At 39.7% G+C, this 22,740-nt stretch carries 24 protein-coding genes; 9 read left to right on the top strand and 15 right to left on the bottom strand.

Annotated elements, in window-relative coordinates:
* Positions 1 to 192: 192 nt before the first annotated feature.
* Positions 193 to 1,803, top strand: coding sequence for a PfaD family polyunsaturated fatty acid/polyketide biosynthesis protein (locus tag F580_RS0109265; RefSeq protein ID WP_019027442.1), 1,611 nt, complete (start codon positions 193 to 195; stop codon positions 1,801 to 1,803).
* A gap of 1 nt (position 1,804) precedes the next feature.
* Positions 1,805 to 2,158, top strand: coding sequence for a hypothetical protein (locus tag F580_RS0109260; protein WP_040357117.1), 354 nt, complete (start codon positions 1,805 to 1,807; stop codon positions 2,156 to 2,158).
* A 147-nt stretch (positions 2,159 to 2,305) separates the two neighbouring features.
* On the opposite strand, the gene F580_RS0109255 is transcribed toward F580_RS0109260, so the two are convergent.
* The 7 genes from F580_RS0109255 to F580_RS0109225 form a co-directional block, all read right to left on the bottom strand.
* The gene (locus F580_RS0109255; RefSeq protein ID WP_019027440.1) at positions 2,306 to 2,656 is read right to left on the bottom strand and encodes a 5-carboxymethyl-2-hydroxymuconate Delta-isomerase; all 351 of its coding nucleotides are present in this window, start codon (positions 2,654 to 2,656) and stop codon (positions 2,306 to 2,308) included.
* A gap of 37 nt (positions 2,657 to 2,693) precedes the next feature.
* Positions 2,694 to 3,134 (bottom strand): VanZ family protein, encoded by a 441-nt coding sequence (locus F580_RS0109250; protein ID WP_019027439.1) that lies wholly within the window; start codon positions 3,132 to 3,134, stop codon positions 2,694 to 2,696.
* A 43-nt stretch (positions 3,135 to 3,177) separates the two neighbouring features.
* The gene (locus F580_RS0109245) at positions 3,178 to 3,741 is read right to left on the bottom strand and encodes a dihydrofolate reductase family protein (RefSeq protein ID WP_019027438.1); all 564 of its coding nucleotides are present in this window, start codon (positions 3,739 to 3,741) and stop codon (positions 3,178 to 3,180) included.
* 133 nt (positions 3,742 to 3,874) lie between these two features.
* On the bottom strand, positions 3,875 to 4,300 hold the full coding sequence (locus tag F580_RS24255) for a DUF4177 domain-containing protein (protein WP_019027437.1): 426 nt from the start codon (positions 4,298 to 4,300) through the stop codon (positions 3,875 to 3,877).
* A 166-nt stretch (positions 4,301 to 4,466) separates the two neighbouring features.
* Positions 4,467 to 4,991 carry a DUF1697 domain-containing protein gene (locus F580_RS0109235; protein WP_019027436.1) on the bottom strand — a complete coding sequence of 175 codons (525 nt, stop codon included), beginning with the start codon at positions 4,989 to 4,991 and terminating at the stop codon, positions 4,467 to 4,469.
* A 24-nt stretch (positions 4,992 to 5,015) separates the two neighbouring features.
* The gene (locus tag F580_RS0109230) at positions 5,016 to 5,474 is read right to left on the bottom strand and encodes an SMI1/KNR4 family protein (RefSeq protein ID WP_019027435.1); all 459 of its coding nucleotides are present in this window, start codon (positions 5,472 to 5,474) and stop codon (positions 5,016 to 5,018) included.
* Positions 5,475 to 5,616: 142 nt separating this feature from the next.
* A complete protein-coding gene (locus F580_RS0109225; protein WP_019027434.1) occupies positions 5,617 to 5,973 on the bottom strand; it encodes a winged helix-turn-helix transcriptional regulator in 357 nt (118 codons plus the stop codon).
* A gap of 140 nt (positions 5,974 to 6,113) precedes the next feature.
* Here F580_RS0109225 and F580_RS0109220 point away from each other — a divergent pair, with 140 nt between their 5' ends.
* Positions 6,114 to 7,445 (top strand): aldehyde dehydrogenase family protein, encoded by a 1,332-nt coding sequence (locus tag F580_RS0109220; protein WP_019027433.1) that lies wholly within the window; start codon positions 6,114 to 6,116, stop codon positions 7,443 to 7,445.
* Positions 7,446 to 7,570: 125 nt separating this feature from the next.
* Entirely contained in the window at positions 7,571 to 8,356 is a 786-nt protein-coding gene (locus F580_RS0109215; RefSeq protein WP_019027432.1) for a prolyl hydroxylase family protein, read from the top strand.
* A 139-nt stretch (positions 8,357 to 8,495) separates the two neighbouring features.
* On the opposite strand, the gene F580_RS0109210 is transcribed toward F580_RS0109215, so the two are convergent.
* The 4 genes from F580_RS0109210 to F580_RS0109195 all read right to left on the bottom strand — a co-directional run bounded on the left by F580_RS0109210 (position 8,496) and on the right by F580_RS0109195 (position 11,196).
* Positions 8,496 to 8,855, bottom strand: coding sequence for a nuclear transport factor 2 family protein (locus F580_RS0109210; RefSeq protein WP_019027431.1), 360 nt, complete (start codon positions 8,853 to 8,855; stop codon positions 8,496 to 8,498).
* Positions 8,856 to 9,173: 318 nt separating this feature from the next.
* On the bottom strand, positions 9,174 to 10,043 hold the full coding sequence (locus tag F580_RS0109205; RefSeq protein WP_019027430.1) for an MYG1 family protein: 870 nt from the start codon (positions 10,041 to 10,043) through the stop codon (positions 9,174 to 9,176).
* Positions 10,044 to 10,443: 400 nt separating this feature from the next.
* Positions 10,444 to 10,719, bottom strand: coding sequence for a hypothetical protein (locus tag F580_RS0109200; protein ID WP_019027429.1), 276 nt, complete (start codon positions 10,717 to 10,719; stop codon positions 10,444 to 10,446).
* A 153-nt stretch (positions 10,720 to 10,872) separates the two neighbouring features.
* Positions 10,873 to 11,196 (bottom strand): hypothetical protein, encoded by a 324-nt coding sequence (locus tag F580_RS0109195; protein WP_019027428.1) that lies wholly within the window; start codon positions 11,194 to 11,196, stop codon positions 10,873 to 10,875.
* Between the two features lie 247 nt (positions 11,197 to 11,443).
* Between F580_RS0109195 and F580_RS0109190 the strand changes: the two genes are divergently transcribed.
* The gene (locus F580_RS0109190) at positions 11,444 to 13,102 is read left to right on the top strand and encodes a M28 family metallopeptidase (protein ID WP_019027427.1); all 1,659 of its coding nucleotides are present in this window, start codon (positions 11,444 to 11,446) and stop codon (positions 13,100 to 13,102) included.
* A gap of 286 nt (positions 13,103 to 13,388) precedes the next feature.
* Here the strand turns inward: F580_RS0109190 and F580_RS0109185 are convergent, their stop codons facing one another.
* Positions 13,389 to 14,309, bottom strand: coding sequence for a LysR family transcriptional regulator (locus tag F580_RS0109185; protein ID WP_019027426.1), 921 nt, complete (start codon positions 14,307 to 14,309; stop codon positions 13,389 to 13,391).
* A gap of 201 nt (positions 14,310 to 14,510) precedes the next feature.
* Here F580_RS0109185 and F580_RS24250 point away from each other — a divergent pair, with 201 nt between their 5' ends.
* Together F580_RS24250 and F580_RS0109175 are read left to right on the top strand one after the other, a co-directional pair.
* Positions 14,511 to 15,053: a hypothetical protein gene (locus tag F580_RS24250; RefSeq protein ID WP_019027425.1), complete on the top strand. Its 543-nt coding sequence runs from the start codon at positions 14,511 to 14,513 to the stop codon at positions 15,051 to 15,053.
* The gene (locus F580_RS0109175) at positions 15,050 to 16,039 is read left to right on the top strand and encodes an efflux RND transporter periplasmic adaptor subunit (RefSeq protein WP_019027424.1); all 990 of its coding nucleotides are present in this window, start codon (positions 15,050 to 15,052) and stop codon (positions 16,037 to 16,039) included. Before F580_RS24250 ends, F580_RS0109175 begins: the two co-directional genes overlap by 4 nt.
* 53 nt (positions 16,040 to 16,092) lie before the next feature.
* Here F580_RS0109175 and ybaK read toward each other — a convergent pair whose 3' ends face one another.
* On the bottom strand, positions 16,093 to 16,560 hold the full coding sequence (ybaK, locus tag F580_RS0109170) for a Cys-tRNA(Pro) deacylase (protein WP_019027423.1): 468 nt from the start codon (positions 16,558 to 16,560) through the stop codon (positions 16,093 to 16,095).
* Between the two features lie 346 nt (positions 16,561 to 16,906).
* On the opposite strand from ybaK, the gene F580_RS0109165 reads away from it, so the two are divergent.
* Entirely contained in the window at positions 16,907 to 17,377 is a 471-nt protein-coding gene (locus tag F580_RS0109165; protein ID WP_026301360.1) for a low molecular weight protein-tyrosine-phosphatase, read from the top strand.
* 304 nt (positions 17,378 to 17,681) lie between these two features.
* Here the strand turns inward: F580_RS0109165 and F580_RS0109160 are convergent, their stop codons facing one another.
* Positions 17,682 to 18,734, bottom strand: a complete 1,053-nt coding sequence (locus tag F580_RS0109160) for a 3-deoxy-7-phosphoheptulonate synthase (RefSeq protein ID WP_026301359.1) — start codon at positions 18,732 to 18,734, stop codon at positions 17,682 to 17,684.
* A 211-nt stretch (positions 18,735 to 18,945) separates the two neighbouring features.
* A complete protein-coding gene (gene ppsR / locus F580_RS0109155; RefSeq protein ID WP_019027420.1) occupies positions 18,946 to 19,755 on the bottom strand; it encodes a posphoenolpyruvate synthetase regulatory kinase/phosphorylase PpsR in 810 nt (269 codons plus the stop codon).
* 472 nt (positions 19,756 to 20,227) lie between these two features.
* On the opposite strand from ppsR, the gene ppsA reads away from it, so the two are divergent.
* Positions 20,228 to 22,615, top strand: coding sequence for a phosphoenolpyruvate synthase (gene ppsA, locus F580_RS0109150; protein WP_019027419.1), 2,388 nt, complete (start codon positions 20,228 to 20,230; stop codon positions 22,613 to 22,615).
* The last annotated feature ends 125 nt before the right edge of the window (positions 22,616 to 22,740 follow it).

The following is a 22,740-nucleotide window of genomic DNA, read 5'->3' as shown; positions in this document are numbered from 1 at the left end:
GCCTCTCAGCCGTCATTCCCGCGTTGTCTTGGCGGGAATCCATTGTTTTGAATATATAACAGTAAAGAATAATAACTAGCGATATGGATACAGGGCAATATGCTCAATGCATTGCCTAAATAAGTGGTATCCATACCACGTCCGATAAATTAATTCGGGTATGACCGTAATAAAGAACACACAGGAAAGAACATGTCGAACTTAAGTTTTACCAATGCTAATGCCATCGATTGGGCATGGAAAGTTAACGCGAATGACGTTAGCAGTAACAATACGCAGATTAAGTCAGCGTTAATGGATTTATCAAAACCAGTATATGTAGCAAAATCAAGCACTGGTACCGGTAATGATTTTGGTGTCGCTAATGTAACTTCAACATCAGGCGTTAGTGATGTTTTAGCCTTTGCGCAAAAGCTAAACCCTGAAGATTTAGGTGATAATGCTTATAAAAAACAACATGGTGTTAAATACGCCTACCATGGCGGCGCTATGGCCAACGGTATTGCCTCGGTTGAGTTAGTGGTAGCCTTAGGTAAAGCCGGATTTTTATGTTCATTTGGCGCTGCTGGTCTAGTACCTGATGCCGTTGAAGATGCGATTAGACGTATTCAAGCTGAACTGCCTAACGGTCCTTACGCAGTCAACCTTATCCATGCACCAGCGGAAGAAGCATTAGAGCGTGGCGCGGTTGAGCGTTTTTTAAAGCTTGGTGTTACAACCGTTGAAGCCTCAGCATATTTGGGTTTGACCGAGCATATTGTTTGGTATCGCCTTGCGGGTTTAAGTAAAAATGCTGATGGCAGTGTTCATATTGGTAACAAGGTCATTGCTAAAGTATCACGTACCGAAGTAGGGCGCCGCTTTATGGAGCCGGCACCACAAAAGCTAATTGATAAATTATTGGCTCAAGGCAAAGTGACTCCAGAGCAAGCCGAGCTTTCAAAACTTGTGCCTATGGCTGATGATATTACTGCCGAGGCAGACTCTGGCGGTCATACTGATAACCGTCCATTCTTAACCTTATTACCAACCATTATTGCCTTGCGTGATGAAGTGCAAGCGCAATACAACTTCTCACCAGCATTACGCATTGGTGCAGGTGGTGGTATCGGAACGCCTGAAGCCGCATTGGCGGCCTTTAACATGGGCGCAGCTTACATAGTGCTTGGCTCAGTAAACCAAGCCTGTGTTGAAGCTGGCGCGTCAGAATATACCCGTGAATTATTATCAAAAGTAGAAATGGCCGACGTTACTATGGCACCTGCGGCTGATATGTTTGAAATGGGCGTTAAATTACAAGTGGTTAAACGTGGTTCAATGTTTGCCATGCGTGCGAAAAAGTTATACGAGTTATATGTAACTTATGATTCGATTGAAGCGATCCCGGCAACAGAGCGCTTAAAAATTGAGAAACAAATCTTCCGTTCTAACCTTGATGAAGTTTGGGCTGGCACGGAATCATTTTTTCAAGAGCGTGATCCAGATATGTTAGCGCGTGCACAATCTAGTCCTAAACGTAAAATGGCGCTTATTTTTCGTTGGTATTTAGGTTTAAGCTCTCGTTGGTCTAATACCGGCGAAAAAGGCCGTGAAATGGATTATCAAATTTGGGCCGGTCCAAGTTTAGGTGCTTTTAATAGCTGGGTAAAAGGCACTTATTTAGAAGATTATACTCGTCGTGGTGCAGTTGATGTCGCTCTACATATGTTAAAAGGTGCAGCCTACTTACAACGGGTAAACCAGTTAAAGTTACAAGGCGTGACCTTAACGACTGACTTGGCCAGTTATCGTACGGATGATTAATATGCCAACCTGTATTGAAATTGCCGTCTTTGAAGTTGAAAAATCTAACCTTAAGCGTGTGCTCGCGGTAAGTGAAGTCTTATTTTCTGAGATAAATGCAGAGAATAAAAATATTATTGCTCATGAGATATTAGTGAAAACAGCACTTGCAAAAGATAACTTAAAAGATAGCTCAGCAGATAGTTCAGCAGAGGGTCTACAAGAAGTTTGTTGGCACCTCACTTGGGCAAATGCAGAAGCGGTACAGGCAAGTAAGAGTAGGTGGTCAAGCTACCCAAGTTCAGCAGAAATAGAGCGTTTAGTGGGTAGGAAACTCTATTACGGCCACTTTGTTGGGGTTATAGCTAACCAATAATATTGGTGAAAATTACTGCTTCAGCGTCAAACCATAAAACCTCTTAGTTACTTTATTTAGATACAGTAGCTAAGAGGTTTTTTTATATTAAATTTAATCTGCTTAACTTAACCGTTTCTATTTAAGGTATAACTTAAGATCTTTTATTTATGAGACAATCTTCGAGTAACTCGCCCTATCTATATCAACCACTTCAACCGAGGTTGAACAGCTTTTTAAAGCAAGTGTTGCTAGACTTTTCAGTACTAATTTTGACAGCATAAGTTTTTGTTCAGTACTACGCCCTGAAAGTATTTTTAAGGTGACGTGGATAAAATCTACTTGCGTGGCAGCGCTTGACAACATACCCGTTTGATAATGTACGAAAGGCAATACGCGTACTTTAATGTCACTGCCATCTTGCTCAAATAGTGAAGATTCAAGGCTAGCGTTAAAAACTAAAGGGATTAAGGTATTACTATCAATGTTTATAGAATGCTCAATTATACAATGAGGCATGTTTTTCTCCGTTAGCTTATGTTGTGAATTAAGGTCGTTACTTAATATTGTCGTGTAGTGAGCTTTTCGATCTTAAGGTGATTTTATTTAAATAACTGGTCACAAAAGTAAAAAATACAATACCAACAAAGTCCGCTGATAAATCCATTAAATCAAAGCTTCTATTGGCAATGAAGTACTGACTGAACTCTTCAATGATGACAAAAATAGACACCAATATCGTGCCTAAAAATAGTTTCATTGAATATAGTTTAATTGAAAAGATCGTCAATGATTTAAACTTAAAGGCCAGGTTTGTTGCCAGCGTTAAGAGACCAAATAAACAAAAGTGTCCCAACTTATCGCCGTAGGGAATACTGGCGACGAATTGAAAAAAGACACTGTTTTGTCCGGTATTTGCTAAGTAAATAACCCAAAGAATAAAGCAGAAGAAAGCAACTGCGCCAACGGGGATAAGTGTTTTTAAAGCCTGGTTCATATAACTTGTTTCCTAGTTAAAGATGCAGCCAATTACGCTAGCTTTAAGCGTAATTCACACGGTATTTAATTTGAATAAAATCATTAGGGAAGGTAACAGACTCAGCATTTTCTAGTTTAATGTTATGGTCAAGATTTCCAAACAAAGCAATGCCGGCGCCAAGCAGTACTGGCGCTCGGGTAATGGTCATTTCAGTAATAAGTTTTAAATTAATAAAAGAGGTGATAGTTGCGCCGCCATCAATATAGGCATGCTTTAACCCTTGCTCAGACAGTCGCTTTACTAAGGTTTGAATATCACCGGCGTACATTTCAACTTTACCCGCTAAATTAGCCGGTGGCTCGGTCAGTGAATTGCTCAAGGCATAAATCTTAATATCACCATAGGGCCATTCCTCAGTCGGGATATCAAAACTCGAAATGACTTCCATACACTTACGGCCCATAATCATGCAATCCACTGAGTTAATGAACTTCGCAAAGCCCATATCAGGATTTTTACTCATGTCGGCATCAGATTTACCGGCCGTATGTAACCAATCAACACCGCCTGTAGGCGTCGCTATATAACCATCAGCGCTTGTTGCGATATATACAGAACACTTCATAGCTTTGTCTCGTGCGTTAATAATTAAGGGGCAAGGGTTAAGGTAGAAAATTAAGTTAATCCGCTGAACAAAGCCTCCCCCTTATACTTCTATGGCTTGCCTTTGTTCAGATCAGGTTAGTATTAACAAAGGCTTATGGCAAAATTTCTCTTTGCAGTAAAGCGACCATTTTTCCTGTTTTGGCGGACCAAACACCTTGGCCTAAATCAGGGGTAAGAATTTGTACAACAAGCCAACCTTCTTTTCCTTGCTCATTAAAAATACCGGCTAAGTCAGGTAGTTTTTGTTTCTTAATACCCGTTAAAAAGCCTTCTTTGTTTTCAATTTCAACTGTTTTATATTCGTATTGTTTCATGATTATTAATTCCTTAAATTCCAGATCTAAGGTATCTATGTCTAATGCTGAAGCTAAAGCCTTTTTAGACTGCAACGAAGCAGAGGCCTCTTTCTCTATTCGTTGTATAGTCCTGAGGTTAAGACCGGCGGCTATTGCTAACTCGTCTTGAGACCATGACTTTTTCTTTCTTAATTCGAGAATTAATTCTGCATTAACTTTCATAGTAACCTTTGTTTACCCATATTTGGGTTTGTGTGGAGACAACTAGATTCTCCATCATTTAATTGGAATAGTTTACGAATGTATTACGGTGCTAATACGGCTATCTTACGACAGTTATACGACAGTAGCCCATTTTATGGATCTAGCGCCTAGTCTTTGTTACTTATTAGGGCTGATTAGGGCTGATTAGGGTACTAACTTTATTGATGGTATTGAGATTTCGACCTGTTGCCGCTTGACCTAAACAAGTTTCGATATTGGCTACTAGCTTAGAACGACCAATACCATTAGGTGCATGTAAATAAAAAACATTACCTTCTACATGGAATTCTTCAGAGTCAGCAATAAATTTAATTAATTTTTCTTGATTTAAGCTGATGGCATTCTGGCAAAAATAAAAATGGACAAACTTGCCTTCAAATTCAGAGTAGGGGTTATTCGCTTTAGCAAAGCTAAATTCAGTTTCGTTTAAAGTAAATATTTCAGCAGAGAAACCATAATTCTCAGCAACAAGGGCATTAACATGCTCACTAGGGTTACTTTCACTTGTTAACATGATATTGCCAGTTTGAATATATGAAGATACAGCTTGGTAGGCATTATCTTCAAGCAGAGACACAAACGCTTTCATCGGTAATAAGTTTTTACCACCAACATTAACCCCTCTAAATAATAGGATAAATTTTTGCACAATCTTTCCTTAAATATGCAGTGGTTAGTTGTTTTCTAGGGCATTGAATTGCTCGAGCCATTCGCTAAAAGAATCGGCGGCTTTTTCAATGGTGCATAAGCCATGATTATAAAACCATACGGGAACATCTTTTTGTTTATTTTCACAATCGCTAAGCTTGAAACAAAACATATTGCCCTTACAATCAGAGGCAAATAAAATATGGCCCTTGGGCATACCACCCATTTCATAGAGTTTTGACAATGAAAAAACATCTTCGAGACTTAAAAAGTCTTGAACTTCAGAGATATCGACACCCAGATCGCAGATTCGAGTTAATACGTTAGGGGTATGCACCAGACCATAGGTAGTAATTAAATATTTATAGGATTCAGGTAAATCGGTATTTAGTTTTGTTTCAAGTTCGACAATATCTTGGTTATCTATTGGGCTCATAGTATGTTTACTGCCCCAGTTATTTACAAAGAGATCAATACTTTTCATTTAGGAATACTCCACAACAGGGAATGCCTGCATATAGGCTGAATTTATCTGGCTATAATAGCGAAGAATAAACAAAAATCCAGTTGATTTTTATCGCTATTTAAAGGCTCACGAAAACCCGCATTATTTAATTCGCCTGGTTTTAGATATTATTCTCTTCGGTCCAATCTTTAAGTTTCTCTAATATATCGAGTGCAGTTCGTCCAAAAGCGGTGATTTCATAAGTGACCGCAATGGGTCGAGTACAAATCACTTCTCTGTTAACCAGTCCTTGGCTCTCTAATTCTTTAAGGCGTTGGTCGACCATTTTTTTACTGGCACCACCAAGCATGCGCGACAGCTCATTAAAACGCACCGGCCCATCTTTCACGTGCCATAGAATTGAAGCCTTCCACTTGCCTCCTAAAATTCGCATTCCCCGCTCAATTAAACAAGGCTCTTCGCAGCTATTTATATTTATTTTTTTATCTTTACTCTTTGTTTTTAAAGTGTTCTTCATGTTTATTTCAATCAAGTTAACGTGGTTACTAAAAGTATACTGGTTGCTTTAATTCTCCACGCTATCATAATGTAGCACAAGAACCAATGATAACTTGTTATGCATTAACGAAAGCTAATGCAGCTTTAAGGAAAAAATCGATGTCCATGCTCGTCTCTTACGATCCAATTAATCAAGAAGCACTGGGTGAAGTGCCAATAACAACCGCTGAAAAAATGCCCGCCGTTGTTCAACGAGCGAAGAACGCACAAAAGTCTTGGGCTGCGTTGTCCCTTAACGAGCGTCACCAGAAAGTGATATTGGCATATCAACAGCTTGTGAAAGTACAAGAGCCACTGACACTGTTGATTAGTAAAGAAATGGGTAAGGACTATCGCAGAGCCGGTTATGAAGTGGCTGGTACCATACAAAATACTGATTATTTTTGCCAAGAAATTGTCCAGGCTTTTACCCCCGAGTCTCTGGGCCATGGCATTGAACTGCAATATCGTCCCTTAGGCGTAGTAGCCGTTATTTCTCCTTGGAATTATCCTCTGGCCATGGCAAATAATTTGTTGCTGCCGGCATTAATGGCAGGTAATAGCGTGGTATTAAAACCGTCTGAAGAAACACCCTTAGTGGCGGAACTTTTTGTCAATACTCTTAATGAAATATTGCCTGCAGGGGTCTTACAAATTGCTCATGGCGACGCCGAAACGGGAAAGTCACTGGTCAAAGCCGATATCAATATGGTGGCATTTACCGGCTCGTTAGCGGCGGGAAAACACATAATGGCCAGCGCCGCATCATCGCTTAAACGTTTGGTTATGGAGCTAGGTGGCAATGATCCTATGATTGTGATGGCCAGTGCTGATATTGATAAAGCGGTGCAGTTTGCCGTAGCAAGCTCCTTTGAAAATGCTGGGCAAATGTGCACTTCCACGGAGCGAGTCTATGTTGATGAACGTATTGCCGATGAATTTGAACAAAAGGTAGTCGCACTTGCTAGTCGTTACCAAGTAGGCCCCTGGGATCAAAAAAATGTCAATATTGGCCCCATTGTTAATCACAAACAGCATCAAAGTGTTGTTGAACAGCTTAAAGATGCCCAGGAAAAGGGTGCTAGATTTCTGCTAGGTAAAGCACACTATGAGCCGCCTTTTATTCAACCTACAGTCGTTGCCGATATCACGGGTGATATGCGCTTAGAGCATGATGAAACCTTTGGTCCTATCGTTGCTATTAGCCGTTTTAATCATATTAGTGAAGCGGTTGAGCGGGCCAATGCTAGCCCTTATGGCTTAGGTGCCTCGGTATTTGGTGGTGCAGGTGCTGCAGCCGTTGCCGAACAAATGGAAGCCGGCATGGTGGGCGTTAACCAAGGTGCAGGTGGGGCAGGGCCATGGGTAGGAGCTAAGCAAAGTGGCTTTGGCTATCACGGCACTGCGGCTGGTCATCGACAATTTACTCAGGTACGTATTATCAGCAAATAAGGCTGATAAACAATGTAAATGGACTGTCTAGATGAAGTCTGTTGAGCAAAAGAAATAATGATAAGAGATTATTAAAAGAGATAACTAAAAGAGATAACTAAAAGAGATAACTAAAAGAGATAAGTATGAAGCTAGATAAAGACACCAAGGCGAATTTTTTTGTGGTAGCGTTAGAACAGGGCGCTGAAAACCCATCATTACCAGCCTGGGGTAACACCGAGAATAACCCGGCAAAATTGAGTAATAATCACCATAGTGGTCAAGTTGAGCGTCATGAATTAGCGGACGTTCCGGGAGCATTTCAACTGTTTAACGTCTTGTCTAAAGCCGAATGTGACAGTCTTATAGGTATCAGTGAGCAACTTGGCTTCTTGCCCGATGCGCCCGTCTCTTTACCGCGAAGTGTCCGTCATAACGACAGTTTAACGTGGATCGTCGATGAAGAAACTGATGGCACTATTTGGCAGCGTATTGCGCACTTAATGGATGATAGACAGGGAATTTTTGGTGGCGACAAAGCGGTCGGCATTAACGCCCGTTTTCGATTTTATCGTTATGGCCAAGATGATTTTTTTAAACCGCATTCTGATGGGGCTTGGCCGGGTAGCCGCATCATAGATAATGAGCTTATTGCAAATGCTTTTCCTGACCGATATAGTCAAATGACCTTGTTAATCTTTCTCAGTGAAGACTTTCAAGGCGGAGCTACGCGCTTCTTAGTTAACGCTAACGAACCAACTAAGCCAGCAAAAGCGGGTGATGCTGTGGTAAACGTCGATGTTCGAACGCCAGCGGGTAGCGTATTATGTTTTCCTCATGGTATGCATCCATTGCACTGTATACATAGCTCAGTGCCAATTACTCAAGGCGTTAAATATATTATTCGCAGTGATGTATTGTTTAGCTTGTAAGCCTATATAGCTACCAGTAAATAAGAAAAATAAAGTGATTAATCTGATGAGTTAGCTATTGCAGCAAGTGCAAGTTTGCTTGCTGATACGGATGTTGCCGATAAATAGTGTCTACTTTTTATCGGCAACATCAACCAAATTAGAAGGCAGTTTTCCATTGTTCAGTGTCTATGAACCAACGTTCTTCATAGATTTTACTGTCTTCGAACTTAAACAAAACTGATAACTGTGAAGCTACAATCTTGTCTGATTTCCATTCAATAATAGAGACGACTTCATTTTTTCCTTCAAGCTGCCGAAGTTCTGTAATTTCGAAACCTGGAGGAAGAATTGTCCCAAGACCATTTAAGGCGGAACGAAACTCCTGCCGCCCGACTAAAATGTCACTTTGTCCGGGCATGATGAAGGTCATCTCTTCTTTGTAGTCAGTCACTAAGGCATCGAAATCTTGAGCGCCAACGGCATCCCAACCACGCTGTACTATATCTGCTAAGCTCATTGTTTTTCCTCCTATATTATACCAATTTCATTAAATCATTGCTCACTTGTGCTGGTTAAAATAAGCCATGTCAGCGTTGCTCTCAATCCCAATAGGGAGTATTGCTTAATCGAGCGTCTTGCCCTGAATTATTTTTCCTATGCACAACAAGATCACAAACTTAATGAAACGGGTATTATTTTGTAAAAGCTAACTATAGAAGATCTCCACTACTTGTGAGGCAAGCTGAAACTTAACCAACCAAATAACTGGGATTTTGTCGAGTCTAGCCTAACAAAAAACCTAGGTTAGTTTGCATAGTAATTTTAGCGCCTTTTATTAAGCTTTTAATGCCATGGCTGCCATTTTCATCGTGCTTTCAAATGATTCTGCACCAGCAATAAATAAACCATTATGACAAAACATTGCATCATCAATGCCAGTCACTTCTTTAAGTGCTTTATCGGATAAGCCAGCCCAAGGCGCTGGCAGGGGCTTTCTGTCTTCAAATGAGCCTGGTTCAACGGGTACTGTTTGAATGCGCCATGGGCCAGATCCAGAGGGGTACACCATATATAAAGCTTCGGTCGATAAGGCATGAACTGTTCTTTTCCACGGAGTATATTTTTCTAAGACAATCACTCGGGGATCTGCAGCATTTTCAATCGCTTTGGCGACAATAGCTTTTGCACTAATGCCACCGTTAGCAGAGGCAATGAAACGTGTTAATAACCGCGAGGCGAATTCAACCGCTTCATCAAAGCAGGTATCAAAGTGACTATCTTCTTGCCATGTTGGGTTAAACATAGAAATGGTTTGGCTAAGGCTAATACCTTGAACAACACCTTCAACATGACCACAATCGATGGCATCAATGGTTGATACCAAGTCTGCATCAATCGAGTTAGCTAGTTCCTGGTTACCTTGGCATATTTCTACACCATATTTTTGCCAAATTAAACCAAAAGAGGAGAAGGGAATACCATTGTCACGTTTACCCGCACCACCGCGTTGATGATGATCAAAACGACCGGTATCGGCATCGTATACACCACCAACATCAAGCACAATATCGGCTTTAGCGATAATATCTAAATCACGGGTGCGTATGAGGTTAAAAGTAGGAAAGATGCTTTTAAGTGCAGCGATACTGAAAACATCATCTGCATGAAAATTACCGTTGTGCGTTACTATCGTTTTATCAGTCATTATATTTGTGTCATGTTTGAAAAGAAATAAGAAGGTGTTGTTAATTAAACGTTACTGCTTTGGCATTACTTATTTGAGTTTTGCCAGTTCTGTAAAGCCTAATAAATAATTTTATAGTGTGGATTCTACCCGAAGACAGCAAACAAAAATAGCGGATTATTGATAACTTAATTACCCCAAGAGCTTTTAAATGAAGGTAATAACTACGGCGTGAACTAAGGTATGAACTAAGGTATGAACTAAGGCCGGGTACGCCCTAGCGAAAAATGTGCAGAATTGTGCAGAGTTGTGCATAGTAAAGAGGCACACTACCTTGTGTCCCCCTTATATTTGCGTTTCGGGCTAAATATTACTAAGCTCTCATCTAACTGAGCTATGCCTGTTCAATGAATTAAAACGGCTATCTAGCCAAAAGATATATGCCAGCGGCTAAACCGAAATACATCATCAATGAAAACACCGAACCGACAATGTTTAACCGTGTTGAAAGTCCTAAAAACTTAAAACTAAGTACATAAGAAAGTGCTTTAGGTCGTGATTGAAAAGAATGAAAGAATTTACATTCGGTTAGGGTAGAGGCCAATGTTTGATTGGCTTTAATCTCACTATCAATGGTTTTGTCATAGGCAAAAGCAACTAAGTAAAATAACACTAAAAAGCCGAGAATGGGTTCCATAACGATTATTCCTAATACGCCCTTGTCAGAGGGCCAAAAATGACAGACGACTTACGTGTTTAACGGGCAGGTAAGTTATATGAACTAGTTTACTAAAATAGTGGCTTAAAGTGTCTAGTTGCAACAAATCAATTAAAAAAAAATTAAAATAAATTAACCAATGAAATTTTCTTCCATCATCTCAACTATTTGATTAATGCTAAGTTCTTTTAATACCAGCTCAGTTGAAGAATGAATGACGCCAGCTTTATCACCGAAGGCAATGTCGACCAGCTCAGGTTTACTGTCATGCAGTACCAACACTATTTTCTTATTCATGGAAATACAGTCAATGGTTATCGCATCAGCACTCATACCTTGCTTACGTAATGTTTTATCCATAATGCCCATTAGGGTATCGACGTTTTTATTGCGCTCAAAAAATAAATCATTGGCTTTGGCGACTATTTCAGAGAGGTTACTTAAGGATTCTTTCATTTTATGTTTATTGTTTTTTATGGTAAATAATGTGGGTGCTAGCTGAGGCTGGCAGTAATTTGGCTACTGTAAACTAGCAGGCAGATAAAATCTATCTGCAAGTTCATCAATCATTTTTAAGCGAGTGGCAAGTGAGCCTGACACTAGGCTTACTTGCAGTAACCTTGTTTAACAGTGCGGCGCTGGTTAGTTATGATAAGAACATTTATACTGCCGGCATCTTTTTCACAGTCTAAGTATAATTATTATGATAAAAAAAATAGCATTATCACTACTTTCCACCGCCGTATTGGTAGGTTGTATGGCAACAACGTCAGATGACCTTTCACAAGCCTATTCTTCTCAAGGAAATAGCGCTAAAGAGTTTAGCGCCAGTTATGACAGCATCAATACCGCGCAATTAATAGAACATGTAAAAGTGCTATCTTCGGATGAATTTGGTGGTCGTGCTCCTTCAAGTAAGGGTGAAGAGCTTACGCTTGCCTACTTAACTGAGCAGTTTAAAGCCATAGGTTTTAAACCGGGCAATGGCGATAGCTTCTTACAAGAAGTGCCGTTAGTGTCTATTGAAGCATCTTCTGACATGACGTTGTCTATTGGTGGTAAAGATTACCAACATGGTACTGACATGGTGATGGGCAGCGGTCGAATTAGCGAATTAGAGCAACTTAAAAATTCTGAGCTTGTTTTTGTTGGTTACGGTGTTAATGCCCCAGAATATAATTGGAATGATTATAAAGACCTTGATGTTAAGGGTAAAACGGTTGTTATTTTAGTAAATGACCCAGGTTTTGCCACGCAAGATCCGGAATTATTTACCGGTAATGCTATGACTTATTACGGTCGTTGGACTTATAAGTACGAAGAAGCGAGTCGTCAAGGCGCTGAAGGTGCAATTATCATTCATGAAACAGCGCCAGCATCTTACGGTTGGTCGGTGGTGAAAAACTCTTGGACAGGTCCACAGTTTAGCTTCCAACGCGAAGATATGAACAAAGACCGTGTTGCAGTTGAAGGTTGGATTAACAGTGATGTTGCTACGGAAATTTTTGCTAAAGCGGGTCTTGATTTTACCGAAATGAAAGCGCGTGCAGCGCAAGGTAGCTTCAACATTGATATGGGTGACTTAGATGCTTCTATCACGGTTAAAAATACCATCAAAAACTCAATCTCATATAACTTTATCGCGACTTTACCGGGTCAGAAAAATGCCGATGAGCATATCTTGTATTCTGCTCATTGGGATCACTTAGGTACAGATTTAACTAAAAAAGGCGACCAAATTTATAACGGTGCTCGTGATAACGCTACCGGTACTGCAGCCTTAATTGAAGTAGCTGAAGCCTTTGCTAAATTACCCCAACGACTTGACCGCTCTGTTACTTTCTTAGCGGTAACGGCAGAAGAGCAGGGCTTACTTGGCTCTAAGTTCTATGCGGCTAACCCTATAATTCCTGCGGCAAAAACTGTTGCCAACATTAATATGGATGCACTTAACGTCAATGGTAAAAGTGCTGATGTTGCCGTTTATGGTTTAGGTCAATCAGAGCTTGATAACTTTTTAACCACAGCAGCAAAAAAACAAAATCGTGTGATCTCAGGTGACCCTAGACCTGCTGCAGGTATTTATTACCGCTCTGATCACTTTGCTTTTGCTAACGTTGGTATTCCTGCGTTATACGCAAAAGGTGGCGCTGTACCGGCTGACCAAGCAACGGCTGATTTAAGAGCTAAACTAGATCCAATCTTGGCCAAGTGTTATCACGGTCTTTGTGATGAATACAGCGAAGAATGGGACTTAACTGGCGCGGTTGAAGACATGCAGTTGTTCTTTGAAATTGGCTTTGAATTATCTGCTGCAGACGTGTGGCCACAATGGAGTAAAACGTCTGAGTTTAAAAGATAACAGTCTTAATAAAATACAGTTAGAAATAGCTATAAAACGAGTTGAAAAATAGTTGAAAGCCCTGAATACAGGGCTTTTTTTAACCCTAAATTCCCTTCAATAATTGAGTTTGGGGTTAAACAGCAACTGGTTTTAAATCACTCTAAAAAGCCTTTGTTGATCAAAGGCTTTTTTCTATTTTTTTGACTCATAAATTTAATTTAATGAAGATAAGAAAACCCTGTCCCGTTTAGACCTGAAAAACATTAAAATAATCGCCTTGAAAGTTCCACCCACTATCGACTGATTAATTCGCTATGTACTTTTGTGCAGCTCTGCATATCATTTCTCTAAACCATTTATGGCTTGGGTCATTGGTGCGTGATGAATGCCAGTAGATGGCGACCTTTATTGGCTCTTGCAAGAAGTTCACCTCAAGTTGTTTGAGTTTGTGCTCATTAATATATTGGTCAACTAATTTTTTCGGCAACAGTGCCAGGTAATCATTGCGTTCAATGACAGGTAACATCTCCATGATACTACTGGCTTTCCACGCAACGTCCCGTTTAGTCAGTAAACGTTCCTCTTTAAGTCCCCGGCCCTGTAAGAAACCTGCTTTGTTATCAAGTTGTGAGAGGGTCACATGGCGTTCATGTAAAAATTCTTCCGTTGAAAGTGTATCGCCAGTGATCCTTGGATGATCTTTTCGGCACATAACACATAACGTATCTTGCATGATGATTTTGCAATTTAACTGTGGTGTTAGAGCAGAATACACCTCTATAACCAAATCGTAATGCTGAGAACGAAGCATGTTTGTTTGATCTTCATTATTCAGCGGTTCAACTTTAACACTCGCTAACGGGGCTTCACGGCTCATAAAGGCCGACAACTCGGGTAATATTGAGTAGCCAAAGACACTGAGTGTAGAAATAACAAACTCTTTTTTACATCTTAACGGCTCAAATTTTTTAAATTCAGGTAGCATATAAGCGATATTTTCCACCGAATTTGACAAAGTAGGGTAAATATCTAGCGCGAATTGCGTCGGTTCAACCCCGTGACTACCACGAATAAATAACGCATCTTTAAAGATCTCTCTAAGTCTAGTAACCCCTTGGCTCACTGCTGACTGACTGATCCCTAGACGTTTTGCCGCTTTGGTGTAGTTTTTTTCTTCAACTACTGCGACAAAGGTGGGAATTAAACTGTAATCTGAATGCTTCATTACTTCTAACTTTAGGGTTAAGTATCTAGTGATATAACATTACTTATAACAGATATCAGCTAACTTCTGTATTTTTTAATTAACATAGCGCTTTTAAAAATTGAATATACCCGCAGAGGCTATTATAAAAAGATCTAATATAACTTTATCAATATTGATGATTACTCCGCCTATGGACACTACATCGGCAGAGAAAACAACATGAATTTTTTAAAAGGGTTTTTTCGCGTAATTTGGATTATATGTAAAATATTATTGAAATTTATCAGTTTTATGTTGGTGATGTGTGGCGGTGCCTATTTATTTGCCCCAATGGGTGTCATTAACTCTAAAGATATTGACATAAGTGGCTTCAGTAGCCCCCCTAATGACACTCTGATGTTGCTGTTAAATTCAGAATATTTTAGTGGTTATTTATTTTCAGTAACTATCGCACTGGTTCTTTTTATTGCTTATATATTATGGGGCCTACATGAAGTAGCCGTGCATAAAGCGCAAGAGAAAAAGAGCTCTCACATTCAATTAGTCTTTGCATTATCACTTTGTGGTCTGTTTTTACACAAAGCCTGGTGGGTCTTGGCGATAATAATTGCTTTTACTAATTGGGAACAACTCGGTGCCTCATTAAGTAATATCCTCCGTAATAGCCGTTCAAATATAAAGCCAAAAGATACAGCTGACACACAATCAAACCTTGGAATAAATGACGGCAATAGTGCCAGTATCACGGAGGTCAAGTCATGAAAGAAGTGATGATTCCTTATATTCTGTTGATGTGGATTTTAGTATCAACGGGAGCAATCAAATGGTCGATGAAAAGTGCTTTTTGGATGATCTCAACGGGTTTGTTTATTTTACTCTTTTTAGGGGTGTTATCGCGTTTATGGGCTCCGGTTGATTTGACTTACTCATCAACTATTAAAGCACCACACTCGGTATTATCGCCTTTATTTGGTGAAGAAATTGACCAAATATACGTTGAGCATAATCAAATCGTTACTAAAGGTGATGTTATCTATACTTTGGTCGATACCAATTCGATTGCTGATTTAGAAAATATCCGTGCCTCAATTGTCACGCAAGAAGAGTCTATTTCGCAGATGTTACGCGATATTAAACGCGCTGAGATCTCTCCTGATATATTTACCGATCGTGATATCGAAAATTATCATTCCCAACTACGAATTGCACAATCTAACTTAACTTCGCTACATGCTGATTTTAAAAGAGTGGAGTTTGAACAAGAAAGAAAAACAATTCGAGCCCCTTTTAATGGCCAAATATCCGTAGTGAATATTGCAAATGGTAGCCGGATAGGAAACATGCATATTTATGATACCTCGCGAAAATTTTTAGAGATGCGCATTGCCGATCAAACATATCGTTATGTAAAACCAGGTCAATTTGCCGAGTTTTATGTTGATGCTTATCCAGGGGAGATATTTCGCGCTAAAGTACATAGTTTTACCGCCGGTACAGGGGAAGCGTCAATTTCGCCATTGCAAGGGCCGCAAAGTGTTAGACAGCATGTCGGTGCTAATGCCAGTAGCCATGGGCGAACGGTAATACTTGAAATTGTCGAGCCAGAAGGAAAAACTATTCCAATTGGCGCCACAGGCTCAGCGTGGATTTCGGCGAAAAAACCGCACGCATTTTTTGGCTTTATTGATATCATTGGTGCAGCTACCGTACGACTTCATTCATACAAGTCCTATTTAAATGCGCTTTAACAGTACGATAAGTGAAATGTTAGTGTTTGCCTTGGCTAGGGGGTAAACGAGAGCTACTGACAAATGTCAGCTAGCTTGGCTTGAGTGAGTTTCGTTAAATCTTGTGGGCTTAACTCAAGCTCTAATCCTCTTTTTCCAGCACTGACAAAAATCGTTGTAAATTGTTGTGCTGAAGAATCAATAACTGTTTTTAACGGTTTCTTTTGACCGAGAGGACTCACCCCGCCAAGCACATAACCGGTTGAGCGCTCAACAGCAGTTTTGTCGGCCATGGTGGCTTTTTTAGCCGCGAAAACTTTAGCGACTAACTTCATACTTAACATTGCAGATACAGGAATGACAGCTACTACCAGTGCTTTATTATCAATGCTCACCACGAGGGTTTTAAAAACTCGATTGCTTGTTACGTTGAGTTTCTCTGCTGCTTCTTCCCCATAAGACTCGCTTGTTGCATCATGGCTATACTCATGAAGATGATAAGTCACTTTGTTTTGTTTAACTGCATTAATTGCTGGCGTCATTGCTATCTCACATTTATATTCGCACCATGCTATTTTAGCACCATAAGCTAGCGGGAGTAATTGAGGTGGTGGCGTTTAGCATAATAATACTTTTGAAAGAGATTCTCTAATCGTCTGATGTATTTCACTTATTGCTGAGTACTTTCAAACTCAGGTTAAATAATTTGACTTAAAGTTGTTCTATAGGTAAATAATATGTTTTCTTTAGCCTTAGAGTTGCTAGTCTATAATGTAATATTCCCCAAGAATTCCCCAAAGGTATTTCAAGGCGTTCCTTTAACTCCTTGAAAATAAAATTTGACAGTCTTGGTCTGTTTTTATGAAAAAGGTGAGTTAAGTGTCTAATATTTTTGATGTAAAAGGAATTAAATCTATACTCTTCGTCTGTATGGGCAATATTTGCCGCTCGCCTAGTGCTGAGGCGGTGTTTAGACATAAGATGCAAGCAAAAGGTTTAGCACTGAAAATCGACTCGGCTGGTACGCTAGGGGCACATGCTAAAGAAAAACCAGATCATCGCTCACAAAAAGCCGGTATTGCCCGTGGTTATTCGTTTGAAGGTATTAAATCGCGGAAAGTAACCCTGCAAGATTTTACTGATTTTGACCTTATCTTAGCGATGGATCATGACAATATTGAAGAGTTAAAAAAAGTCGCACCGCTTGCTAGCCAAGATAAAATTCATTTAATGTTAGATTTTGCTAGCGGTCATGAAGAAGAGCAGGTGCCAGATCCCTATTATGGTGGTGCTAAAGGCTTTGATTATGTCCTTGATTTGGTTGAAGCGGCGAGTGATGGTTTATTAGCGAAAATATAAACCCGCCGTTTAACCGTGGTATTGATTCGTCCGAGTCATTTATTGTCAACCTTATTCAGCAAGGGTCACCGCAGCAAAAAAAAACCTTAGTTTTTAACCAAGGTTTTTTATTTGCGTAGTTATACCAACTTCATTAAATTATTGCTCACTTGTGCTGGCTAAAATACTCCAAGGTTGCGTTACTCTCAATCCCAATAGCCAGCTATTACTCAATCGAGTGCCTTACCTTTGCTTATTTTTCCTTCGCACAACAAGATCACAAACTTAATGAAATTGGTATTATACGTATTTTCTAAGTGAGTGTTTAAGCGAAACGATGTTTCACTGAATTGGCCAGTATTGTCAAAATATCTTCACTGGCAGGTAAATCAACACAGGCATCGGTAATACTTTGGCCATACGTTAGTGGTCTGTCGGTTTGTACCGCTTGATTACCGGCTACTAAAAAGCTTTCAATCATCACGCCAAAAATACTTTCTTCACCATGGTTTATCTGCTCAGCTACATCGCGGGCAACATCAATTTGTTTCGTGTGATTTTTATAACTATTACCGTGGCTACAATCAATCATAATACTTTGCGCTAACGAAGCTTTTTCAAGTTCAAAGCAGGTTTTTTTAATATCAGCAGAGTGATAGTTAGGGACTTTACCACCACGTAAGATTACGTGAGCAAAAGGGTTACCATGGGTTTGGTAAATACACATCTGGCCACTTTTATCCGGCGAATATAATACATGCGGTACCCTGGATGCTTGAATCGCATCTAAGGCTATTTTAACGTTGCCATCAGTACCATTCTTAAATCCTACCGGGCAGGATAGCGCAGAGGCCAATTCACGGTGAACTTGGCTTTCAGTGGTACGCGCGCCAATAGCGCCCCAACTGATCAAGTCAGAAATATACTGACCGGTAACCATATCTAAAAACTCAGTACCCGCAGGTAAACCTAAATCATTAATTTCCACTAATAACCGGCGAGCTAATTTTAAGCCTTTGGCTACGTGAAATGATTTGTCTAAATCAGGGTCACTAATTAAACCTTTCCAGCCGACAGTAGTACGTGGTTTTTCAAAGTAAACGCGCATAACAATGAGTAATTCATTTTTATGCTTGTCACGCAATACCGTCAGTTTTTTTGCGTAATCAATGGCTGCATCGGTGTCATGAATAGAGCAAGGTCCAATTATTACCAGTAAACGCTTATCTTTACCGGTAATTATCGCTTCAATTTCTTTGCGACTTTGCAAAATGAAGTCGGCTGTGGCAGCACTTAAGGGAATTTGTTCAGCCAGCTGTGCCGGTGAAGTTAAGTTTTCAATCAGTGTGGTGCGTAGTTCATCAGTTTTAATAGTCATGAAAATATAATACTTGTTTTGTGTTAATTGGTTTTTAGCTCTGCTTACTTTATAAGCGAAGAATTCGCTACGCATAAACTAATTTATGCGCGCTAACATAGCTAAATTAGCCGCTAATGTGAACCGTTTACTTATAATAAAATAGGAATAAATCAATAAAACTGAATAAATCCCTTATAAATTGAGATTAGGCGCTTATTGGTCATTTATTTTAATATTTGTACCGTTGTAAGCCTGTTTCAGTGAGTATTTTAGCCGTAATTTCTTCAACCGAAAGCTTAGTAGTATTAATGAATGGGATCTTCTCATTTTTATAAAGCTTTTCTACCTCTCTTACTTCCATTCGACACTGCCTGGCGGATGAATATTTACTATTTGCCATGCGGCCATTTCTGATGTCAATTAATCGTTGGGCATCTATGGTTAAACCAAACAGTTTCTTTTTAAACGGCTGTAAAAACCTGGGGATATTCAACTCTTCCATATCATCGTCAGTAAACGGGTAATTGGCGGCTTTAATACCATATTGCAGTGCTAAATACAGTGCACTAGGGGTTTTACCTGAACGCGATACACCAACAAGAATAACATCAGCTTGTTCATAATTAGTGATATTCGAACCATCATCATTCGCTAAAGCATAGTTCACCGCTTCAATGCGGTAATCGTAAGTTTTCTCATGAATACTATGCGTTCTATGGGTTTTAGGTTTCGCTTTAATGGCTAACTCTTTTTCAAGTGGCGCCACGAAAGGTTCTAAAAAGTTATACATAACCGCGTCGCAACTATCAATGACTTCACGGACGTCATTATTTACAAAGGTATGGAACACTAAAGCTGGCTCGCCGGCGCGGCTGGTCGCTTTGTTAATTCGTGCTTTTGCTTCCTGCGCTTTTTCGATAGTTTCGACAAAGGAGATGGTATGGTGTTCAAATTCGGTTGGGAAAAGTGATAGTAGTGCATGGCCAAAAACTTCTGAAGTAATAGCGGTACCATCAGAGATATAAAAAGCTGAACGCATAATTGAATCTTCTTCTTTTAATAGTGAGTCGAATAGTGAATTGAATAGTTAGTTATTGGTAGTAAATTTATTATGAAAGTTAGTATGAAAACTTTTAAGTTATATTTTATTATGTCTTTAATTTTATATCACTGGCAGTGTAGAATGTATAAATATCAAGTCTATTAAGTTATTTCCCACTCAGCAAGGATTAAAGGACTTAGCAGTAAAGCTTTGTTTGTAGATAATGGCTATTCAGGAGAACATGCTCCTGATTCTTTTATAACACCATCCGTGTAGCGTCTTCATCAAAAAGTAACGCAGGAGAGAGGCCTTTTTTATTGGCCTATGGGATTGTCAGCGCCCTAGTAACTGCACTTACGAAATTTGATTTAGAATGATGAAACTTGAGTGAACTTAGTAGCATTGGTATATAGCTACAACTAAATAGATAAACAAATAAATAAATTTATTTTTTAATTGGAGAAGTGTCGTGCAAGAAAATGTTCTTTGGTATCAAAATTTAGGCATGAATGATGTAGACCGCGTCGGCGGTAAAAATGCATCACTTGGTGAAATGATTTCTAACTTGGCTAATGTTGGTGTGCAAGTCCCTACGGGTTTTGCTACAACGTCATTTGCCTTTAATGAATTTTTAGAGCAAAGCGGTATTAATGAAAAAATTTATCAACTACTTGATGGCTTAGATGTTGACGATGTTAATGCGTTAGCCAAATGTGGTGCAACTATTCGCCAATGGGTTATCGACACGCCATTTCTTCCGCAAATGCAGCAAGATATTGAAGCTGCTTATGCAAAACTTTCCGGTGACTTCTCTGACGATGCTTCTTTTGCTGTTCGTTCTTCTGCAACCGCAGAAGATATGCCAGATGCTTCTTTTGCAGGCCAACAAGAAACCTTCTTAAATGTACGTGGTTTTGATGCGGTAATGATTGCCATCAAACATGTATTTGCTTCGCTTTTTAATGACCGAGCTATTTCCTACCGTGTTCACCAAGGTTATGACCATCGTGGTGTTGCCTTATCTGCTGGTATTCAGCAAATGGTACGTAGTGATATTTCATCTTCGGGTGTTATGTTCTCTATTGATACCGAGTCTGGTTTTGACCAAGTTGTTTTCATCACCTCAAGCTTCGGTTTAGGTGAAATGGTAGTACAAGGCGCGGTAAACCCGGATGAGTTTTATGTTCACAAACCAACACTTGCTAAAGGTAAGCCTGCGGTAATACGTCGTAATATTGGTAGCAAAGCGATTAAAATGGTCTATGCGGACAGCCAAGAACATTCAAAGCAAGTTGAAATTGTTGATATTGATGCTGCTGATTCTAACCGTTTTTCATTAACTGATAGCGAAGTTGAAGAACTGGCTAAACAAGCGGTAATTATTGAAAAACATTATGGCCGTGCCATGGACATTGAATGGGCTAAAGATGGCTTAGACGGTAAGCTTTATATTGTTCAAGCGCGTCCAGAAACGGTTAAGAGCCGTGAAAACGCCAATATTATGGAACAATTTCACTTACAAACTGATGATAACGTAGAAGTAGTTTGTGAAGGGCGCTCTATTGGTCATAAAATTGGTAGTGGTGAAGCGAAAGTATTATCGTCACTGGCTGAAATGGATAAAATCCTACCAGGTGATGTCTTAGTTACTGATATGACCGACCCTGATTGGGAACCTATCATGAAACGCGCCTCAGCGATTGTTACTAATCGCGGCGGCCGAACATGTCATGCCGCTATTATTGCCCGTGAAATGGGTATCCCTGCTGTTGTCGGTTGTGGTAATGCCACTGAGTTGATTAAAACGGGTGATAAATTAACAGTATCGTGCGCCGAAGGTGATACTGGTTTTATTTATCGTGGCGAATTAGATTATCAGGTGAAGACTTCTGAAATTAATGATATGCCAGAATTACCTCTTAAGATAATGATGAATGTCGGCAACCCTGATCGAGCGTTTTCTTTTGCTCGTTTACCCCATGCAGGTATAGGTTTAGCGCGTTTAGAATTTATCATCAATAAAATGATTGGTATTCATCCTAAAGCCTTACTTAATTTCGATAAGCAGCCAGCTGAGTTACAAGATGAAATTAATGACATTATCGCCGGTTACGATAGTCCGATAGAGTTTTATATTGCAAAACTCACTGAAGGTATTTCAACGTTAGCGGCGGCATTCTCACCTGAAAAAGTGATTGTGCGCATGTCTGATTTCAAATCAAACGAATATGCCAACCTTGTTGGCGGTGCAGCGTATGAGCCGCACGAAGAAAATCCTATGATTGGCTATCGTGGCGCAGCGCGTTATATCTCTAAAGATTTTAGAGATTGTTTTGCCCTTGAATGTGAAGCAATAAAACGTGTGCGTAACGACATGGATTTAACCAATGTTGAAGTAATGATTCCGTTTGTGCGTACTGTAGAAGAAGCGGCAGCCGTTATTGATATTTTAGCTGAACATGGCTTAAAACGTGGCGAAAATGGTTTACGTATTATTATGATGTGTGAATTACCATCCAATGCTTTGTTAGCGGATCAATTCCTTGATTATTTTGATGGATTTTCTATCGGTTCAAATGATTTAACTCAGTTAACTCTTGGTCTTGATAGAGACTCAGGTTTAATCGCACATTTATTTGATGAGCGTGATCCAGCAATAAAAATGTTATTGTCTATGGCAATTAAAGCCTGTAAAAAGCGCGGTAAATATGTCGGTATTTGTGGTCAAGGACCTTCAGATCATGAAGACTTTGCTGCTTGGTTAGTAGAGCAGGGCATTGATAGTGTTTCACTCAACCCTGATACTGTCTTACCAACTTGGTTATACCTTGCTGAGCATTTAAAATCTAAAAAGTAGTAATAGCTTAGTTAAATAAGCGTCAACTAAGCGGCTTACTCGGTGTACTGGGTAAGCCGCTTTTTTATATCTCTAAAATTGGCTAACATTCGTTTCGCCATGCAAAGGACATCAAGGTTCTTTAA

The sequence above is a fragment of the Colwellia piezophila ATCC BAA-637 genome (assembly GCF_000378625.1).
GTDB lineage: Bacteria > Pseudomonadota > Gammaproteobacteria > Enterobacterales > Alteromonadaceae > Colwellia > Colwellia piezophila.
This window is presented reverse-complemented; position numbering and strand designations above follow the sequence as displayed.

What these genes read in the sequence shown, in the direction of transcription:
- F580_RS0109230 (WP_019027435.1), bottom strand. Translation starts at nt 5,474, where the DNA reads ATGAAAAGTATTGATCTCTTTGTAAATAACTGGGGCAGTAAACATACT.
- F580_RS0109210 (WP_019027431.1), bottom strand. Translation starts at nt 8,855, where the DNA reads ATGAGCTTAGCAGATATAGTACAGCGTGGTTGGGATGCCGTTGGCGCT.
- F580_RS0109205 (WP_019027430.1), bottom strand. Translation starts at nt 10,043, where the DNA reads ATGACTGATAAAACGATAGTAACGCACAACGGTAATTTTCATGCAGAT.
- F580_RS0109160 (WP_026301359.1), bottom strand. Translation starts at nt 18,734, where the DNA reads ATGACTATTAAAACTGATGAACTACGCACCACACTGATTGAAAACTTA.
- F580_RS0109215 (WP_019027432.1), top strand. Translation starts at nt 7,571, where the DNA reads ATGAAGCTAGATAAAGACACCAAGGCGAATTTTTTTGTGGTAGCGTTA.
- F580_RS0109225 (WP_019027434.1), bottom strand. Translation starts at nt 5,973, where the DNA reads ATGAAGAACACTTTAAAAACAAAGAGTAAAGATAAAAAAATAAATATA.
- F580_RS0109185 (WP_019027426.1), bottom strand. Translation starts at nt 14,309, where the DNA reads ATGAAGCATTCAGATTACAGTTTAATTCCCACCTTTGTCGCAGTAGTT.
- ppsR (WP_019027420.1), bottom strand. Translation starts at nt 19,755, where the DNA reads ATGCGTTCAGCTTTTTATATCTCTGATGGTACCGCTATTACTTCAGAA.
- F580_RS24250 (WP_019027425.1), top strand. Translation starts at nt 14,511, where the DNA reads ATGAATTTTTTAAAAGGGTTTTTTCGCGTAATTTGGATTATATGTAAA.
- F580_RS0109190 (WP_019027427.1), top strand. Translation starts at nt 11,444, where the DNA reads ATGATAAAAAAAATAGCATTATCACTACTTTCCACCGCCGTATTGGTA.
- F580_RS24255 (WP_019027437.1), bottom strand. Translation starts at nt 4,300, where the DNA reads ATGAAAGTTAATGCAGAATTAATTCTCGAATTAAGAAAGAAAAAGTCA.
- F580_RS0109265 (WP_019027442.1), top strand. Translation starts at nt 193, where the DNA reads ATGTCGAACTTAAGTTTTACCAATGCTAATGCCATCGATTGGGCATGG.
- F580_RS0109220 (WP_019027433.1), top strand. Translation starts at nt 6,114, where the DNA reads ATGTCCATGCTCGTCTCTTACGATCCAATTAATCAAGAAGCACTGGGT.
- F580_RS0109200 (WP_019027429.1), bottom strand. Translation starts at nt 10,719, where the DNA reads ATGGAACCCATTCTCGGCTTTTTAGTGTTATTTTACTTAGTTGCTTTT.
- F580_RS0109260 (WP_040357117.1), top strand. Translation starts at nt 1,805, where the DNA reads ATGCCAACCTGTATTGAAATTGCCGTCTTTGAAGTTGAAAAATCTAAC.
- F580_RS0109255 (WP_019027440.1), bottom strand. Translation starts at nt 2,656, where the DNA reads ATGCCTCATTGTATAATTGAGCATTCTATAAACATTGATAGTAATACC.
- F580_RS0109175 (WP_019027424.1), top strand. Translation starts at nt 15,050, where the DNA reads ATGAAAGAAGTGATGATTCCTTATATTCTGTTGATGTGGATTTTAGTA.
- F580_RS0109245 (WP_019027438.1), bottom strand. Translation starts at nt 3,741, where the DNA reads ATGAAGTGTTCTGTATATATCGCAACAAGCGCTGATGGTTATATAGCG.
- F580_RS0109195 (WP_019027428.1), bottom strand. Translation starts at nt 11,196, where the DNA reads ATGAAAGAATCCTTAAGTAACCTCTCTGAAATAGTCGCCAAAGCCAAT.
- ybaK (WP_019027423.1), bottom strand. Translation starts at nt 16,560, where the DNA reads ATGACGCCAGCAATTAATGCAGTTAAACAAAACAAAGTGACTTATCAT.
- F580_RS0109250 (WP_019027439.1), bottom strand. Translation starts at nt 3,134, where the DNA reads ATGAACCAGGCTTTAAAAACACTTATCCCCGTTGGCGCAGTTGCTTTC.